The 15,202-nt window shown below is 32.3% G+C and carries 16 protein-coding genes and 1 tRNA gene; 15 read left to right on the forward strand and 2 right to left on the reverse strand.

Translation table 11 applies throughout. From position 1 onward, the window contains the following. Nucleotides 1-10 precede the first annotated feature (10 nt). The 12 genes from sppA (at nt 11) to HA151_RS06725 (ending at nt 10,723) form a co-directional block, all read left to right on the forward strand. A complete protein-coding gene (gene sppA / locus HA151_RS06670) occupies nt 11-820 on the forward strand; it encodes a signal peptide peptidase SppA (RefSeq protein ID WP_209106705.1) in 810 nt (269 codons plus the stop codon). 17 nt (nt 821-837) lie between these two features. Further along, complete coding sequence (gene aroH / locus HA151_RS06675; protein ID WP_209106706.1) at nt 838-1,209, forward strand: chorismate mutase; 372 nt, start codon at nt 838-840, stop codon at nt 1,207-1,209. A gap of 69 nt (nt 1,210-1,278) precedes the next feature. Further along, complete coding sequence (locus HA151_RS06680) at nt 1,279-1,860, forward strand: DUF2808 domain-containing protein (protein ID WP_209106707.1); 582 nt, start codon at nt 1,279-1,281, stop codon at nt 1,858-1,860. Between the two features lie 31 nt (nt 1,861-1,891). After that, nucleotides 1,892-2,029: a 50S ribosomal protein L34 gene (gene rpmH / locus HA151_RS06685; protein WP_002808184.1), complete on the forward strand. Its 138-nt coding sequence runs from the start codon at nt 1,892-1,894 to the stop codon at nt 2,027-2,029. A 12-nt stretch (nt 2,030-2,041) separates the two neighbouring features. Continuing rightward, a complete protein-coding gene (rnpA, locus tag HA151_RS06690) occupies nt 2,042-2,428 on the forward strand; it encodes a ribonuclease P protein component (RefSeq protein ID WP_209106708.1) in 387 nt (128 codons plus the stop codon). Continuing rightward, entirely contained in the window at nt 2,425-2,838 is a 414-nt protein-coding gene (locus tag HA151_RS06695) for a PH domain-containing protein (protein WP_209106709.1), read from the forward strand. The genes rnpA and HA151_RS06695 overlap by 4 nt, the downstream gene beginning before the upstream one ends. 72 nt (nt 2,839-2,910) lie before the next feature. Continuing rightward, nucleotides 2,911-4,053: a membrane protein insertase YidC gene (yidC, locus tag HA151_RS06700; protein ID WP_209106710.1), complete on the forward strand. Its 1,143-nt coding sequence runs from the start codon at nt 2,911-2,913 to the stop codon at nt 4,051-4,053. Nucleotides 4,054-4,068: 15 nt separating this feature from the next. Then, nucleotides 4,069-5,535 carry an AAA family ATPase gene (locus HA151_RS06705; RefSeq protein WP_209106711.1) on the forward strand — a complete coding sequence of 489 codons (1,467 nt, stop codon included), beginning with the start codon at nt 4,069-4,071 and terminating at the stop codon, nt 5,533-5,535. 118 nt (nt 5,536-5,653) lie between these two features. After that, nucleotides 5,654-6,931: a serine--tRNA ligase gene (gene serS, locus HA151_RS06710; protein ID WP_209106712.1), complete on the forward strand. Its 1,278-nt coding sequence runs from the start codon at nt 5,654-5,656 to the stop codon at nt 6,929-6,931. A gap of 9 nt (nt 6,932-6,940) precedes the next feature. Further along, entirely contained in the window at nt 6,941-8,020 is a 1,080-nt protein-coding gene (gene rseP / locus HA151_RS06715) for an RIP metalloprotease RseP (RefSeq protein ID WP_209106713.1), read from the forward strand. Between the two features lie 61 nt (nt 8,021-8,081). Beyond that, on the forward strand, nt 8,082-8,384 hold the full coding sequence (rpsN, locus tag HA151_RS06720; RefSeq protein ID WP_209106714.1) for a 30S ribosomal protein S14: 303 nt from the start codon (nt 8,082-8,084) through the stop codon (nt 8,382-8,384). Nucleotides 8,385-8,557: 173 nt separating this feature from the next. After that, on the forward strand, nt 8,558-10,723 hold the full coding sequence (locus tag HA151_RS06725; protein ID WP_209106715.1) for a polyribonucleotide nucleotidyltransferase: 2,166 nt from the start codon (nt 8,558-8,560) through the stop codon (nt 10,721-10,723). Nucleotides 10,724-10,726: 3 nt separating this feature from the next. On the opposite strand, the gene HA151_RS06730 is transcribed toward HA151_RS06725, so the two are convergent. After that, complete coding sequence (locus tag HA151_RS06730; RefSeq protein ID WP_209106716.1) at nt 10,727-11,629, reverse strand: 3'(2'),5'-bisphosphate nucleotidase CysQ; 903 nt, start codon at nt 11,627-11,629, stop codon at nt 10,727-10,729. A gap of 3 nt (nt 11,630-11,632) precedes the next feature. Here HA151_RS06730 and rsmI point away from each other — a divergent pair, with 3 nt between their 5' ends. Further along, on the forward strand, nt 11,633-12,496 hold the full coding sequence (gene rsmI / locus HA151_RS06735; RefSeq protein WP_209106717.1) for a 16S rRNA (cytidine(1402)-2'-O)-methyltransferase: 864 nt from the start codon (nt 11,633-11,635) through the stop codon (nt 12,494-12,496). Nucleotides 12,497-12,744: 248 nt separating this feature from the next. On the opposite strand, the gene HA151_RS06740 is transcribed toward rsmI, so the two are convergent. Then, a complete protein-coding gene (locus HA151_RS06740; protein WP_209106718.1) occupies nt 12,745-13,344 on the reverse strand; it encodes a hypothetical protein in 600 nt (199 codons plus the stop codon). A gap of 187 nt (nt 13,345-13,531) precedes the next feature. Between HA151_RS06740 and HA151_RS06745 the strand changes: the two genes are divergently transcribed. Together HA151_RS06745 and HA151_RS06750 are read left to right on the forward strand one after the other, a co-directional pair. Beyond that, nucleotides 13,532-14,971, forward strand: a complete 1,440-nt coding sequence (locus HA151_RS06745; RefSeq protein WP_209106719.1) for a mannose-1-phosphate guanylyltransferase/mannose-6-phosphate isomerase — start codon at nt 13,532-13,534, stop codon at nt 14,969-14,971. A gap of 151 nt (nt 14,972-15,122) precedes the next feature. Continuing rightward, nucleotides 15,123-15,196: transfer RNA gene (locus HA151_RS06750), tRNA-Arg, on the forward strand. Nucleotides 15,197-15,202: the final 6 nt, after the last annotated feature.

Here is a 15,202-nt window from a genome sequence, read left to right on the forward strand (position 1 = left end):
CCTTAAAAGAATGATTTGGCCTTTTAGACGAAAGTCAAAAAAAAGAATGGCTCGTATCTTAATTGATGAGCCTATTACAAGTTCAACAAGAGTTTCTATCCTTAAAGCACTTAAACAAATTGAGGATAGAGAATTTCCCGCTTTAATCGTGAGAATTGATTCACCTGGAGGTACTGTTGGTGATAGCCAAGAAATATACTCTGCTATTAAAAGACTTAAAGATAAAGGATGTAAAGTCATTGCTAGTTTTGGTAACATCTCAGCATCTGGAGGAGTTTACATTGGTGTTGCATCTGACAAAATAGTTGCGAATCCAGGCACAATTACAGGGTCAATAGGTGTGATTATAAGAGGGAACAATCTTTCTGAATTATTAGATAAAGTTGGTATAAAGTTTGAGACTGTTAAAAGCGGCATTTTTAAAGATATACTTTCTCCAGATAAACCTTTAAGTGATGAGGGTAGAAAATTGCTTCAAAGCCTTATAGATGAAAGCTACAAACAATTTACTGAAGCTGTTGCTGAAGGAAGGAATTTATCTGTTGAAGATGTAAGAAAATTTGCAGATGGAAGAATTTTTACTGGAACACAAGCAAAAAAATTGGGTCTCGTTGATGAGGTTGGAGATGAATTTGTTGCGAGGGAACTTGCTGCAAAAATGGTTAATATCGATCCAAAAATACAGCCTTTAACTTTTGGGAAGAAAAAAAAGAAAATACTCGGACTAATTCCTGGTAGTAGAATGTTTGAAAAAGTTATTAATAATTTATTTTTTGAGATTGAGACATCTAATAAAATCCTTTGGTTATATAAGCCTTAATAAAATATCTAAGAAAAATGAAGAATGATTATAAAATTTCATTTATAAGGGGGGCTACTACAGCATCTGGGAATACTGTTCAGGAAATAGAGGATGCTGTGGTGGAGTTAATAAATGAATTAATTTCCCGTAACAATCTCATTAAGACAAACCTCTTATCTATTACTTTCACATCTACAAAAGATTTGGACGCATGTTTCCCTGCTTCAATTGCAAGGAGATGTAATGGACTTGATTCAGTAGCATTCTTAGACTGTCAACAAATGTATGTATCAGATGATGTCAATTTTTGTATTAGAATAATGGCTCAAGTTTTATTACCGCCAAATAATCCTATAAATCAGCCCTATTTAAGAGGTGCTTCAAGATTACGGCCAGATAGATGTTAATCTAAGTAAAGAAAATTTCCAGCTCAAATTTGGATAGAATTATTTAACCCTTAAAAATTTATTTAATCAATGTCAAAAAGAACTAAGAGATTTACTTTGAATTTTAAAATTTTAAAATTTTTTCTTATTCCTACAATCTTATTTTCAACTCCATTCCTTAGTAATATTCAAGAATCTAAAGCAGGATTAGAATTTCAATGGGACCAAGACTCTGGATTTAGACGATTAAAGTGGTTTCAAAAAGAAGAAAAGAGAAGATTCAGAAATACAATTTATTTTTTCTTAAGGCCAAACGATAGAAAGGCTGATCTTCTTAAAATTAATCTTGCTATCCCGAAAACTTTTAAAGTACCGCTTAACGAAGAAAAAATAAGTCTTTGTAAGGTTAGGATAGGCGGTTTTGAAGAAAGGACTAAGTGTCTAGAAGATACTCCAGCTGATATTGAAATTACAACAGATGAATCTTCCTTAAGAAAGATAAATATTTACCCTTATAGCCCAATACTCGCAAATAAAGAAAGCTATGCCATTGTTTTTAAAAAGATAACTAATCCAAAAAGATCAGGACTGTATCAATTTCATTCATATGGACAACCTAAAGGTGGATCAATTTCAAGATATTTAGGAAGCTGGACCATATTGATCGATTAAATGATAAATTAATTATGGATATTTCAAGAAAATGACTAAGAGAACTTTTGGCGGAACTTCAAGAAAAAGAAAACGTGTATCAGGTTTTAGAGTAAGAATGCGTTCTCATACTGGTAGAAGAGTTATAAAAAGCAGAAGACAAAAAGGAAGAGAGAGAATAGCTGTATAGCTCTGATTTATAATGGCCTTACCTAATAAGATGCGCTTAAAAGGTCACAGGACTTTTTCATATATTCATAAAAATTCCATTAAATATTATGGGAAATTAATGACTCTTAAAGTAGCGAGATCAAATCCAGAGATACTGCTATCACATAAACTTAAAAATACTTCCAACAATTTAAAGATAGCAATTTCTGTAAGTAAAAAAGTTTCAAAGAAAGCTGTAGAAAGAAATAAAATTAGAAGAATTCTGCAAGAGTGGTTATTAACAAACATTAAAAAAATTAATAACCACAAACCTTATTGGTTACTTGTTAACCTTAAATTTGGAGATTTCTGCAATGATAAAAATGCTCTTTTGGAGGAATTTCAAAACTTAATGTTCAAATCCCGTCTAATTAAATGATCAACATAAAAGAAGAATCCTTTTACGAAGGTGGTCCCGCCAGAAGTGACCTCATTATAAATTTATTAGCAGGAATAACTATTCTTGGTTTGCCTTTTACCTTTGCCGCAATAGTTAGAGCCTTGTGGTTAAGATATAAAATCACAAACAAGAGAATTACAATAGAAGGTGGATGGTTTGGTAAAAACAAAACTCAAGTTTCATTGACAAACATTGATGAAATCAGATCTATTCCAAGAGGGTTCGGATCATATGGTGATATGGTTCTTATTCTTAATGACGGTTCGAAAGTTGAAATGAAATCATTACCCCTATTTAGAGAAAAACAAAAATTTATTGAAGATAATATTGTTAAAAGATCACAAACTTCGAATCTCAGCGAAGTAGAAGGATTTGCTACTAAGTTCTAATTTAATTAATTACAAAATACTTTTTTTCCTGTAAAATAAAATGTCTGATAAAATTTCACTCTTTTTAATATCGTGATAGGGTTCATTTCTGAAAAACTACTTATCCCTATTCTAGATTTTTTCTATGGTTTGGTGCCTAGTTATGGTTTGGCAATAGTTGCATTAACTGTCGTAATTAGAATTGCTCTCTTCCCTTTGAGTGCTGGTTCAATTAGAAGCGCTAGAAGAATGAAGATTGCCCAACCAGTAATGCAAAAAAGGCAAGCAGAAATAAAATCTAAGTTTTCAGGCGATCCAAAGAAACAACAAGAAGAATTAGGAAAACTAATGAACGAGTTTGGAAGCCCTCTTGCAGGTTGCCTCCCATTAATTGTTCAAATGCCTGTACTATTTGCATTGTTTGCGACCCTAAGAGGCTCACCATTCGCTGATGTTCCTTACAATATAAATCTTAAGGTTATTCCCCAAGATCAGATTGCTGCAATTGATCCTAAACCTTATAAATCTCCAAGACATTCTATATTTATTACAGAAAAATCACATTTCCCTGTTGTTGCCACAATTCCTAGTGGAACAAAACTTGGGACAGAAGAGTCAATAACAATAAATTTACAAACAACGAATGGTAATAGCTACTCAGAAATTTTGTCTAAATATGATAATGGCTCTAAATTTCTCCCTACTTGGACAGTTTCAAAAGGCTCCGAAAATATTAAAGTTTCCCAAGATGGAAAAGTAACTGCAATCAAACCAGGTGATGCAACAATTGAAGCAAAAATTCCAGGTTTGGCAGCTAAAAGTGGTTTTTTATTCATTAAGGCACTTGGTCAAGTTGGCTTTTATGTAGATGGTTCTATTAACTGGGATATAGCAGCACTTGTTGGTGCATTTGGATTAACATTGCTTCTTTCTCAAGTTTTGTCTAGTCAGGGAATGCCTGCCAATCCGCAACAATCAACAGCCAACAAAATCACTCCAGTTATGATCACTGGCATGTTTCTGTTTTTCCCACTTCCAGCAGGAGTATTACTATATATGGTTGTTGCCAACATATTTCAGGCTTTTCAAACCTTCCTTCTTAACAAAGAAGCCCTCCCTGAAAATCTTCAAAAAATTTTGGATCAACAATTATTAGTAAAAAATGAAGCTATAGCAACAACTGCTTCAACCATTACAGATAAAAGATTGCCTTTTGAACCAAATAGCAAAAAATAGTTTTGAACTTACACAATGAATCCTTGGTGTAGAAAATTAGAATTACTAATAAAATCAAGAGCTTCACTAATTTGGATAAGGACTAAAGAAGAAGAAAGGTTAGAAAAATTAGTTAATTTATCATGCGAAAGATTAAATATTAAAAGGTTCGTTTGCTGGGATTGTGTCTCCGGTATTAAGGGTTTAATAAATGAAGAAGGTAAATTCTCTAACAATCCGTTAGGAGTACTTAATTGGCTAAAGGAACAAAGTTCTGAAGCTTCAACGGTTTTATTAGTTAAAGATTTTCATAAATTTTATGATGATCCATCTATTAGTAGAACTATTAAAGAACTATCTTCATCGCTAAAGGAAACGAATCATAATCTAGTTATAAGTTCACATTTATTCCCATCATCAGATGAGCTGGATGAATTAATGACAATTTTAAATTTACCTTTACCTGATCAAAAAGAATTAAAAAATCTAATAAAAAAAATTGCTATCAATACCAATTCAAATCTTGAAGAACAAGATTTAAATGAACTTTCTATAGCTTCAAGTGGACTAACAGAAATAAAAGTTAAGCAAGTAACAGCAAAGGCCCTCGCGCAAAGAGGGAAAATAAGTAAAGAAGATATTAAAGATATACTTGAAGAAAAAAAACAAGTTATCGCCAGAAGTGAAATTTTAGAATTTTTCGAAGCCAAATCAAGTCAAGATGATATTGGTGGTTTAAATGTTTTAAAAGTTTGGCTTAATCAAAGATACAGAGCTTTTTCTAAGGAAGCTAGAGACTATGGATTACCTATTCCCAAAGGAGTTCTACTGGTTGGAGCTCAAGGAACTGGAAAGTCTCTTACTGCAAAGTCCATTTCCAAAAGTTGGTCGATGCCACTCCTTAGATTAGATGTGGGGAGACTATTTTCTAGTCTTGTTGGTTCAAGCGAGGCAAGAACAAGAGAAACAATATTGAGAGCAGAGGCCATGTCCCCATGCATCCTTTGGATCGATGAAATTGATAAGGGCTTTGGTGGCGATGCAAGAAGCGATGGAGGGACAAGTCAAAGGGTTTTAGCAAGTTTGCTAACTTGGATGGCTGAAAAAGAATCTGCAGTATTTGTTATTGCCACCGCTAATGCAATAGACAAGCTCCCCGCGGAATTATTAAGAAAAGGTAGGTTTGATGAAATATTTTTTCTTGATTTACCAAATTCAGACGAAAGATTGAGCATCCTGGATTTACATTTAAAAAAGAGAAGACCAAGTTACAGTTTCCCTCTAAGTACAATTATTGATAGAACAGATGGTTTCTCAGGAGCAGAACTAGAACAAGCAGTAATAGAGGGAATGCACATTTCATTCTCTGAAAATAGAGAGCTTATGGAAAAAGATTTAATAAAGGCAGTGTCCGAATTAGTTCCGTTATCCAGAACTGCTAGAGAACAAATCGATTCATTAAAAGAATGGTCATCCTCAGGGAGAGCACGCTCTGCATCTTAATTAAATTTATGGAAATTCTTTAATAAGTTAGGAATCATTAATTTAGTTAATTTTTCTCCAAAAATACCTAATAATGATTTTAGATTAACTATCTTAATTAAGGTATAAAAAAAAAAGAGTGTTAGATCAAAAATTAATAAGAGAAAATCCAAAATCTGTTGCAGAGAATTTATCTTTAAGGGGAAAATTTTATGATGTATCCCACATACATGAATTAACTGTTAGAAAAAAGGAAATTGATATAGAAGTATCAAGCCTTCAATCTGAAAGTAAAAAATTAAGTAAATTAATTGGTCAAGAAATTATCAAATCTCAAAACAATAATTCTCCAGAAATAGATAATTTAAAGAAAAAGGGAAACGAATATAGAATAAAAATTTCTGAATATGAAGAAAAACAAAGAGTTTTAGATAAAGAAATAAATAACGGGATTTCTGACCTGCCAAATTTCCCAAGCAAAGATGCCCCTATTGGGAAAGACGAAAGTGATAATGTCCAAGTAAAAACTTGGGGCGATCCTTTGAAAGAATCTAATCTTAAATCTCATTGGGAAATAGGTGAAAGTCTTAATCTTTTTGACTCAATAAAATCAACTAAAATATCAAAAAGTCGTTTCATTACACTCATCGGCAATGGTGCCAGATTAGAAAGGGCATTAATAAATTTCATGCTCGACATGCATACTAAAAATGGTTATTTAGAGTTAATGCCACCAGCTTTAGTAAATTCAGACAGTCTGACAGGATCTGGTCAACTACCTAAATTTTCAAATGAAAGTTTCAAGTGTTCTAATGACGATCTCTGGCTTTCTCCAACAGCCGAAGTTCCATTAACAGCTTTTCATAGAAATGAGATTATTGATCTAAAGCAGTTACCTATTAAATATGTGGCGTATAGCCCATGTTTTAGAAGAGAAGCTGGAAGTTATGGAAAGGATACCAGGGGTTTAATAAGACTTCATCAATTTAATAAAGTTGAGCTATATTGGTTTTGCGATCCAAGTAAATCTTTAGAAGCTCATCAACAGATTACTACTGATGCAGAAAGCATTCTAAAAAAGCTCAACTTACCTTATAGAGTAGTAGATATTTGTACGGGAGACTTAGGTTTTTCTTCTAGCAGAACTTTTGACCTTGAGGTTTGGCTACCTAGTAGTAAATGTTATAGAGAAATTTCAAGTTGTAGCAATTGCTTTGACTTTCAAGCACGGAGATCATCAATAAGAACAAAAATTGATAAAAAAAATACATTTATACACACATTAAACGGTAGTGGTCTTGCAATTGGAAGGACGATGGCTGCAATTCTTGAGAATGGCCAACAAATTGACGGTAGCGTTAAGATTCCAGATGCTCTTGTTCCATATTTTGGATCAAATTTCTTAAAAACTACTTAGTATAAATAAATGAATGTTTTAACCTCAATAACAGTACTGGGATTTCTCATTTTTTTTCATGAGATGGGACATTTTCTCGCAGCAATTCTTCAGGGGATATATGTTGATGGATTTTCAATTGGTTTTGGTCCATCAATAATTCAAAAAAAATATAAAGGCATCACTTATTCATTTAGAGCATTTCCTTTAGGGGGATTCGTTTCCTTCCCCGATGAAGAAATAAATAATATTGATCCTGAAGATCCAAATCTTTTAAAAAACAGGCCAATTATCCAAAGAGTTATTGTAATATCTGCTGGTGTATTTGCTAACTTAATTCTTGCATATACTATTTTAATTATAAATGTAACTACTGTTGGGATTCCCTTTGATCCAGAACCAGGTATCCTAGTTCTGGCTACTCAACCTAATAAAGCGGCTTCTATTGCTGGATTAAAGTCTGGAGATAAAATCTTAAAAGTTAAAAGTAGTACTTTAGGAGTTGGTGATCAAGCTGTTTCCGATTTAGTAAAAGAGATTCAAAATTCATCCGAAACCCAAATTTCAATAACCATAGAAAGAGAAGGAATTTTCAAAGATTTAACTTTGGTGCCAAAAAATGTTGATGGGAAAGGTACTATTGGAGCCCAATTACAGCCAAATATCAAGTCAGAAACTAAAAAGACCAAGAATATATTAGAACTTTTTGAATACACTAATAATGAATTTTCATCACTTTTGGTAAAAACAATTCAAGGTTATAAAGGATTAATAACAAATTTTTCCTCAACAGCTCAACAATTAAGTGGTCCAGTCAAAATTGTCGAAATTGGTGCCCAACTATCGCAACAAGGAGGAAAAGGGATATTATTATTCGCAGCTTTAATTTCGATCAATTTAGCAGTCCTCAATTCTTTACCTTTACCACTTTTAGATGGAGGACAACTTGTTTTCACTTTAATTGAAGGGTTTAGAGGGAAACCTGTGCCAGTTAAGTTACAGATGGTTGTTACTCAATCCAGTTTTTTTCTATTAATTGGACTAAGTGTATTATTGATAATTCGCGATACAAGTCAACTTTTAATTGTGCAAAGATTATTAAGCCAATAGAAATTTTTAAAATTGTTAGTCAAGCTGTTAATATATAAAATAGTTTTTAAATTTTTCATTAATGGCAAAAAAGTCCATGATTGCGAGAGAAGTCAAACGCAAAAAACTTGTTATTAAATATGCTGCAAAAAGGAAATCATTGTTAGATGAATTCAACTCCGCAAAAGACCCCATGGAAAGATTAGAAATTCATAGAAAAATTCAAGCTCTGCCAAGAAACTCAGCGCCAAACAGGGTAAGGAACAGATGTTGGGCAACTGGTAAACCAAGAGGAGTTTACAGAGATTTTGGTCTTTGCAGAAATCAGTTAAGGCAAAGAGCACATAATGGTGAACTTCCAGGTGTTGTAAAATCAAGTTGGTAGCATTTCTGAATTAAATTCTTAGTGAAATTCTATTTTTTCATTAAATTAAATTTTAAAGAAATTGATATCATTTTAAGATATTTTTAAAAATTTTATAGCTTATTTAAATAATTTACTCAATATGTCCCTATAAAATGTAAGAATAAATTATGTATAGATTTATAATTTAAAAAGTGGAAGGACAGAATAAGTCGATCACGTTTGACGGACGAGAGATACGACTAACTACAGGACTATATGCTCCTCAAGCAAATGGTTCAGTAATGATTGAGTGTGGTGACACCTCTTTACTTGTTACAGCAACAAAAACTACAAAAAAAGATGCTTCAGACTTTCTCCCTCTAATATGTGACTATGAGGAGAAACTATATGCTGCAGGAAGAATTCCAGGTGGTTTTATGAGGAGAGAGGGTCGCCCTCCAGAAAGAGCGACTTTAATTTCAAGATTAATTGACAGGCCTATGAGGCCACTTTTCCCTTCATGGATGAGAGACGAGATACAGATAGTAGCATCTTGCCTTTCTTTAGATGAAAGGGTTCCAGCAGATGTTTTAGCTGTTACAGGGGCTTCTATAGCAACCCTACTCGGAGAAATACCATTTTATGGCCCTATGGCAGCTGTTAGAGTCGGCCTCATTGGGGATGATTTCATCTTAAACCCCAGTTATAGAGAGATAGAGAAAGGAGATTTAGACATTGTTGTTGCGGGATCACCTGACGGCATTGTAATGATTGAGGCTGGAGCCAACCAATTATCAGAGCAAGATACTATTGAAGCTATAGATTTTGGTTATGAAGCAGTTACTGAACTCATTAAATCTCAAGAGGATTTACTCAAAGATTTAGGTATAAAACATGTTAATCCATCTGACCCTGAAGAAGATAAAACATTACCTACTTATTTAGAGAAAAATTGTACAAAATCAATAGATTTAGTTTTAAAGAAATTTGATCTGTCCAAAGAGGAAAGAGATCTTGAACTCGAAAAAATAAAAGTTGAGACTCAGGGTAAAATTGAATCTTTGAAAGATGATAACCAATTAAAAGTTCTTCTCACAGAAAATGATAAGTTATTAAGTTCCGACTTCAAAAAACTAACCAAAAAACTAATGAGATCGCAAATCATTAATGATGGGAAAAGAGTTGATGGTCGAGAATTAGATGAAGTCAGAAAGATTTCTGCATCTGCTGGAATTCTTCCAAAAAGAGTGCATGGCTCCGCATTATTCCAAAGAGGTTTAACTCAAGTTTTATCTACAACTACTTTAGGGACACCTAGTGATGCACAAGAAATGGATGACCTTAACCCAAGCACTGAAAAAACTTATCTCCATCACTATAATTTTCCTCCATATTCAGTAGGAGAAACAAGACCAATGAGAACTCCTGGGAGAAGAGAAATTGGGCATGGAGCATTAGCTGAGAGAGCAATAATTCCTGTCCTACCTGGGAAAGAAACATTCCCTTATGTCTTGAGGGTAGTTAGCGAAGTTTTAAGTTCTAATGGATCTACTTCAATGGGGTCGGTATGTGGAAGCACGCTTTCATTATTAGATGCGGGGGTTCCTCTAAAAGCTCCTGTCAGTGGTACTGCTATGGGCTTAATAAAAGAGGGGAAAGAAGTACGAATTCTTACCGACATTCAAGGAATTGAAGACTTTCTTGGTGACATGGACTTCAAAGTTGCTGGCACTGATAAGGGGATAACTGCTTTGCAAATGGATATGAAAATAACAGGTTTACCAGTCTCTATAATCTCTGATGCAATTAAAAAAGCTCGTCCTGCAAGATTACATATTTTAGAAAAGATGCAAGAGGCAATAGATAAACCTCAAGAATCTCTATCCCCTCATGCTCCTAGACTTTTAAGTTTTAGAATTGATCCTGAGCTTATAGGAACAGTCATTGGCCCTGGTGGAAGAACTATTAAAGGAATCACTGAGAGAACAAATACAAAAATTGATATAGAAGATGGTGGGATTGTAACTATTGCTTCTCATGACGGGGCTGCTGCAGAAGAAGCTCAAAAGATCATTGAAGGACTTACAAGAAAAGTGCATGAAGGGGAAATCTTCTCAGGAGTAGTTACTCGAATAATACCAATTGGAGCTTTTGTTGAAATCCTACCTGGCAAAGAAGGAATGGTGCATATTTCTCAGTTATCTGAAGCCAGGGTTGAGAGAGTAGAAGACGTAGTTAGACAGGGAGATGAAGTTACAGTAAGAGTTAGAGAAATTGACAGCAGAGGAAGAATTAATCTTACTTTGAGAGGTGTAGGACAAAATAATGGAATGTCTTATCCTGAACCAACACCTACTCCAGTTGCTCCTCTAAATTAATAACTAAAGCGGATAAATTTCATCCTTCTGAATTATTCTCTTTATTTCAAGACATATACTTCCGTGAGAATTCCTATCACTAGTTGCAATAACTATACCTCCTTGTTCGTACATAGAGTTACCATAGGTTAATTCTTCATTATTTAAATTTGTAATTGCTCCACCAGCACCTTTCAAAATAGATTCTGGTGCTGCAAAATCCCAATCTTTTGGTGAGCTTTTTCCTGGCAAACTTAGACAAATATAAATATCACTCTCTCCCATTACTATTGATGCTATTTTGCAACCAATGCTTCCCATGATTTCTACTTTGCGAAAATTAATTTTTTGAATTAACTTTCTTAAAGTTTCGTTTCCGTGATTTTTACTTGTAACTAAAGTCATTTCTTTAAGGTTCTTTTTATTACAAAGAGATGGTTCATATTTTGAACCATCTCTATTTTCACACCATGTCTTTTCTCCATCAGTAATCCATAGTTGATCTTTTTCTGGGATCAAAACGAACCCAATATATGGTTTTTGTTTAAAGTTTAAGGCCAAGTGCATTGCATAGTTTCCTGTTCCTTGGATAAAATCTTTCGTTCCATCAAGAGGATCAAGTACCCAAATCCAATCAGATTTACTATTAAAGTTTTCTGGAGAGATTTTTACATTTTCCTCGCTCAAAATATCCCATTTAATATTTTTATATTTTTCATTTATTCTCTTAATAATTATTTCATTTACCTTTAAATCTGCCAAAGTTACAGGATCATCTTCATTATTATTTTCTAATATGTTTTTTTGATAATCCGAATCTTCTAACAATTTAGAGTAATAAAGCAAAATATCTGCAGCTTGCCAGCTGAAAATTCTTATATCATCGATAAGATTATTAATATCTACACCAGAGGGTAATTTAAACATTAAATGAATAATAATTACTCATTATCCCATAGAAAAGATGAACCTGAAAAAGGGGTTTTATATATTGTCGGTACACCAATTGGTAATTTAGATGATATTTCTCATAGGGCAATAAATATTCTTAAAAATGTTTCTTTAATTGCATGTGAAGATACAAGGCAAACAAGCAAAATCATAAAAAAATTTAAATTCAATAATAATTTAGTAAGCTTTAATAAAATTAATTCTTTTAAAAAAACTCCTCAAATAATAGAACAACTTAAAATGGGGAGATCTGTAGCATTAGTGAGTGATGCAGGAATGCCTATTATTTGTGATCCTGGAGAAGATTTAGTTAAGAATGCAAAATCAAATAAAATTGACATTATATGTGTCCCAGGTCCATGTGCAGCCATAACTGCACTTGTATCAAGTGGCATGCCTTCATCAAGATTTATCTTTGAAGGTTTTCTTCCAAAGAAAAAAAGTGAGAGAGAAAAGATTTTATTTGAAATAAGTAAGTCTGACAAAACAACAATTATTTTCGAATCTCCGCATCGTCTCATAAAGCTTCTTCAGGAACTAAAAGAATTTTGTGGAGGTGAAAGAGAAATACAAGTATCCAGAGAATTAACAAAAAAGTTTGAGGAGCATATTATGGATAAAATAGATAAAGTACTTGAAATATTCAGCAAGAGGGAAGTTTTAGGAGAAATCACAATTGTGATTAAGGGTGTTAGTGAACATAAGTTTTTTGAAGCAGATATATTTTTCTTAAAAAAAGAACTTCATGAACTAATTAATGCGGGACTAAGCCTTTCAGCAGCTTCAAAATTTTTAGCTAAAAAAACAAATATTCCAAAAAGCGAAATTTATAAATTACATTAAGATATTTATAAAGTTCAAAATAATGAATATTTACCTTAAAAAAATTTTTTTATCTATTTTTTTCAATTCAGCATTATTTCTAATAATGATTATTGCAATACAAAATAGTTCTAACAAAAGCAAGGTAAATTTATTAGTTAATGAAACAATAAATTTACCAGTTAGTTTTATTGTTGGGGTAAGCTTTATTTCAGGTTCAATTTTTAGTAATTTATTTTCCTTTTCTCCTAATAAAAATAAATAAAAATCTATAATGCAATTAACTGATCTTCAGTGATGATTCTTGTAATTCCCCTTGATAGCAAGATTGGAGAAACTATTTTAAAAACATCAGTATTTGGAACTTTAATTACTTTCTGCTCTTTATTACAATCTCTTTTTGCATTTTTTAAATCAAAATAAACTTGTATTGTTTTCCTATTTAAATCATCTTTAGGAAGAAATTGCCATTCTGGATATTCTTTTAATAATTTTGTTTCCAATTCAATCCCCTTATCTACGATCATATATACGGTATTAGGAAATTCAAAATCCTTTATAGGGCGAGACGATAAATCTTTCTGAGAATTCAACTCAACTCCCTCTGTCAATGGTATAACTTCAAAAAATATATTTTCACTTTCGACTTTAGATGAAGTTATTGGGGGATTTTCTAAAACATTTAAATTATCTGATAAATTCTTTTTTTTAAAGTTATCATAGCCATCGTCTCCCATCATTTTTTTCAATTGTCTAACTATAGTTGCATTTGAAAAATTATATTTTTTGGCAATCTGAGCAATTTCAGAACCTTCTTTAAAAGATTCCAAAATTTCAAGTTTCTGTATATCAGATAGTTTCTTAGGCAAAAAATTAAAAAGTCTCATTGAGATTATAACTAATTCCGTTAGATATCCATAATTCAAAAAATATTCTTAATTAATAAAGATGTTGAAAAATATATGTTTTATACTTTTAAAATAAACTTAATTTAAAGAAATTGTTAGTTAAAATTTAGCTTTATATTAAAATAAGTTAAGGCCCAATTAGATAAAATTGAATAATTTCAAAAAGGAATTAGTCCCTGTTATTCTTTCAGGGGGAAAAGGATCAAGACTTTGGCCTTTATCGAGAGAATGTTTTCCAAAGCAATATATTAATATTGATCAAACCACTGATAAAACTCTTTTACAAAAAACTTTTCTGCGATTGCAAGGTATACCTAAATTAGGAAATCCCATAATAATTTGCAATGAACAGCATAGATTTATAGTGGCTGAACAAATGCGATCTATAAATGTAAAACCAGATCCAATACTTCTTGAACCTTTCGGGAGAAATACCGCTCCTGCGATTACAATGGCCGCTTTGATTTCAATAAAAAAGAATAATGATCCACATATACTTATTCTCTCTTCGGATCATGAAATAAGAGATCATGAAGCATTTCAAAAAATAATAAATAGAGGTCTTGTTTTTTCATCAATGGGGAGAATTGTAACATTTGGGATTCCACCAAATTCTGCAGAGACAGGATATGGCTATATTGAATCCTTGGATTTTCTATCCGAAAAAAACATATCGAGCAATATCAAAAGATTTATTGAAAAACCCTCTTTAGATGATGCAAAAAAATATATTAAAAATAAAAATTTTCGTTGGAATAGTGGAATATTTTTATTTAAATCATCGACAATTTTGAATGAAATCAAAAAGTATCAGCCAAGCATCTTAGAAGTGTGTCAAAAGGCACTTAAGGATAATCTTAGAGATTTGGATTTCATAAGAGTTAACAAAGATATTTTTGCCACCTGTCCCAACATTCCAATTGATAAAGCAGTTATGGAAAAAACAAAAATAGGAACAGTTCTTGATTTAAAAAGTGATTGGTTAGATATTGGATGCTGGAAAGCAGTCTGGGAAAACTCAAAAAAGGATCACAGAGGGAATTCAGTAAAAGGGCATGCCTTATTAAAAAATTCAACAAATTGTCATTTACGCAGCGAAAATCGTTTGGTTGTAGGACTTGGGCTTAAAAATATCACTGTAGTTGAAACAATTGATGCTGTATTAGTAACAGAAAATAATTCAACTCAGAAAGTTAAGAATATAGTTGATGAATTAAAAAAAAGAAACTTTTCAGAAAGTCAAACTAGTAGCAAAATGTATAGACCATGGGGGCATTACACTTCAATAGTGGAAGAGAAGACTTGGAAGGTGAAAAGAATAGAGATCAACCCTAATTCCAGCTTGTCACTACAATCTCATAAGTACAGGGCAGAGCACTGGGTTGTTGTTGATGGGACTGCCAAAGTTGAAATTGATAAAAAGATTACATTGCTGCAAGTAAATGAGAGTATTTATGTCCCAAAAGGGACTATACATAGATTATCTAACACTACAAATTATCCTCTGATAATTATTGAAATTCAAAGTGGTTCATATCTAGGTGAAGATGATATTCTGAGATTAGAAGATAATTACGGAAGAAATTAAAATAAAAATAATTTATACAAATTCATAAAGGCTTGTTACTCTAACTATCAATAAGTAAACTTGAAAAAGTAAAGTTGGTAATGGTCATTAAAAATCAAAACAAATTTATAAAGTTTTATTTTTGAATTTTTTACATCAGCCACTTAATTTTGCTTCCTTAGCTCAGCTGGATAGAGCAACTGCCTTCTAAGCAGTGGGCCGCAGGTTCGAATCCTGCAGGAAGCGTAATTT

The sequence above is a fragment of the Prochlorococcus marinus XMU1419 genome (assembly GCF_017695955.1).
Lineage (GTDB): Bacteria > Cyanobacteriota > Cyanobacteriia > PCC-6307 > Cyanobiaceae > Prochlorococcus_A > Prochlorococcus_A marinus_AD.

Excerpts from the sequence above, each read along its gene's own strand:
- sppA (WP_209106705.1), top strand. The coding sequence starts at position 11 with ATGATTTGGCCTTTTAGACGAAAGTCAAAAAAAAGAATGGCTCGTATC.
- aroH (WP_209106706.1), top strand. The coding sequence starts at position 838 with ATGAAGAATGATTATAAAATTTCATTTATAAGGGGGGCTACTACAGCA.
- HA151_RS06680 (WP_209106707.1), top strand. The coding sequence starts at position 1,279 with ATGTCAAAAAGAACTAAGAGATTTACTTTGAATTTTAAAATTTTAAAA.
- rpmH (WP_002808184.1), top strand. The coding sequence starts at position 1,892 with ATGACTAAGAGAACTTTTGGCGGAACTTCAAGAAAAAGAAAACGTGTA.
- rnpA (WP_209106708.1), top strand. The coding sequence starts at position 2,042 with ATGGCCTTACCTAATAAGATGCGCTTAAAAGGTCACAGGACTTTTTCA.
- HA151_RS06695 (WP_209106709.1), top strand. The coding sequence starts at position 2,425 with ATGATCAACATAAAAGAAGAATCCTTTTACGAAGGTGGTCCCGCCAGA.
- HA151_RS06705 (WP_209106711.1), top strand. The coding sequence starts at position 4,069 with ATGAATCCTTGGTGTAGAAAATTAGAATTACTAATAAAATCAAGAGCT.
- rseP (WP_209106713.1), top strand. The coding sequence starts at position 6,941 with ATGAATGTTTTAACCTCAATAACAGTACTGGGATTTCTCATTTTTTTT.
- rpsN (WP_209106714.1), top strand. The coding sequence starts at position 8,082 with ATGGCAAAAAAGTCCATGATTGCGAGAGAAGTCAAACGCAAAAAACTT.
- HA151_RS06730 (WP_209106716.1), bottom strand. The coding sequence starts at position 11,629 with ATGTTTAAATTACCCTCTGGTGTAGATATTAATAATCTTATCGATGAT.
- rsmI (WP_209106717.1), top strand. The coding sequence starts at position 11,633 with ATGAATAATAATTACTCATTATCCCATAGAAAAGATGAACCTGAAAAA.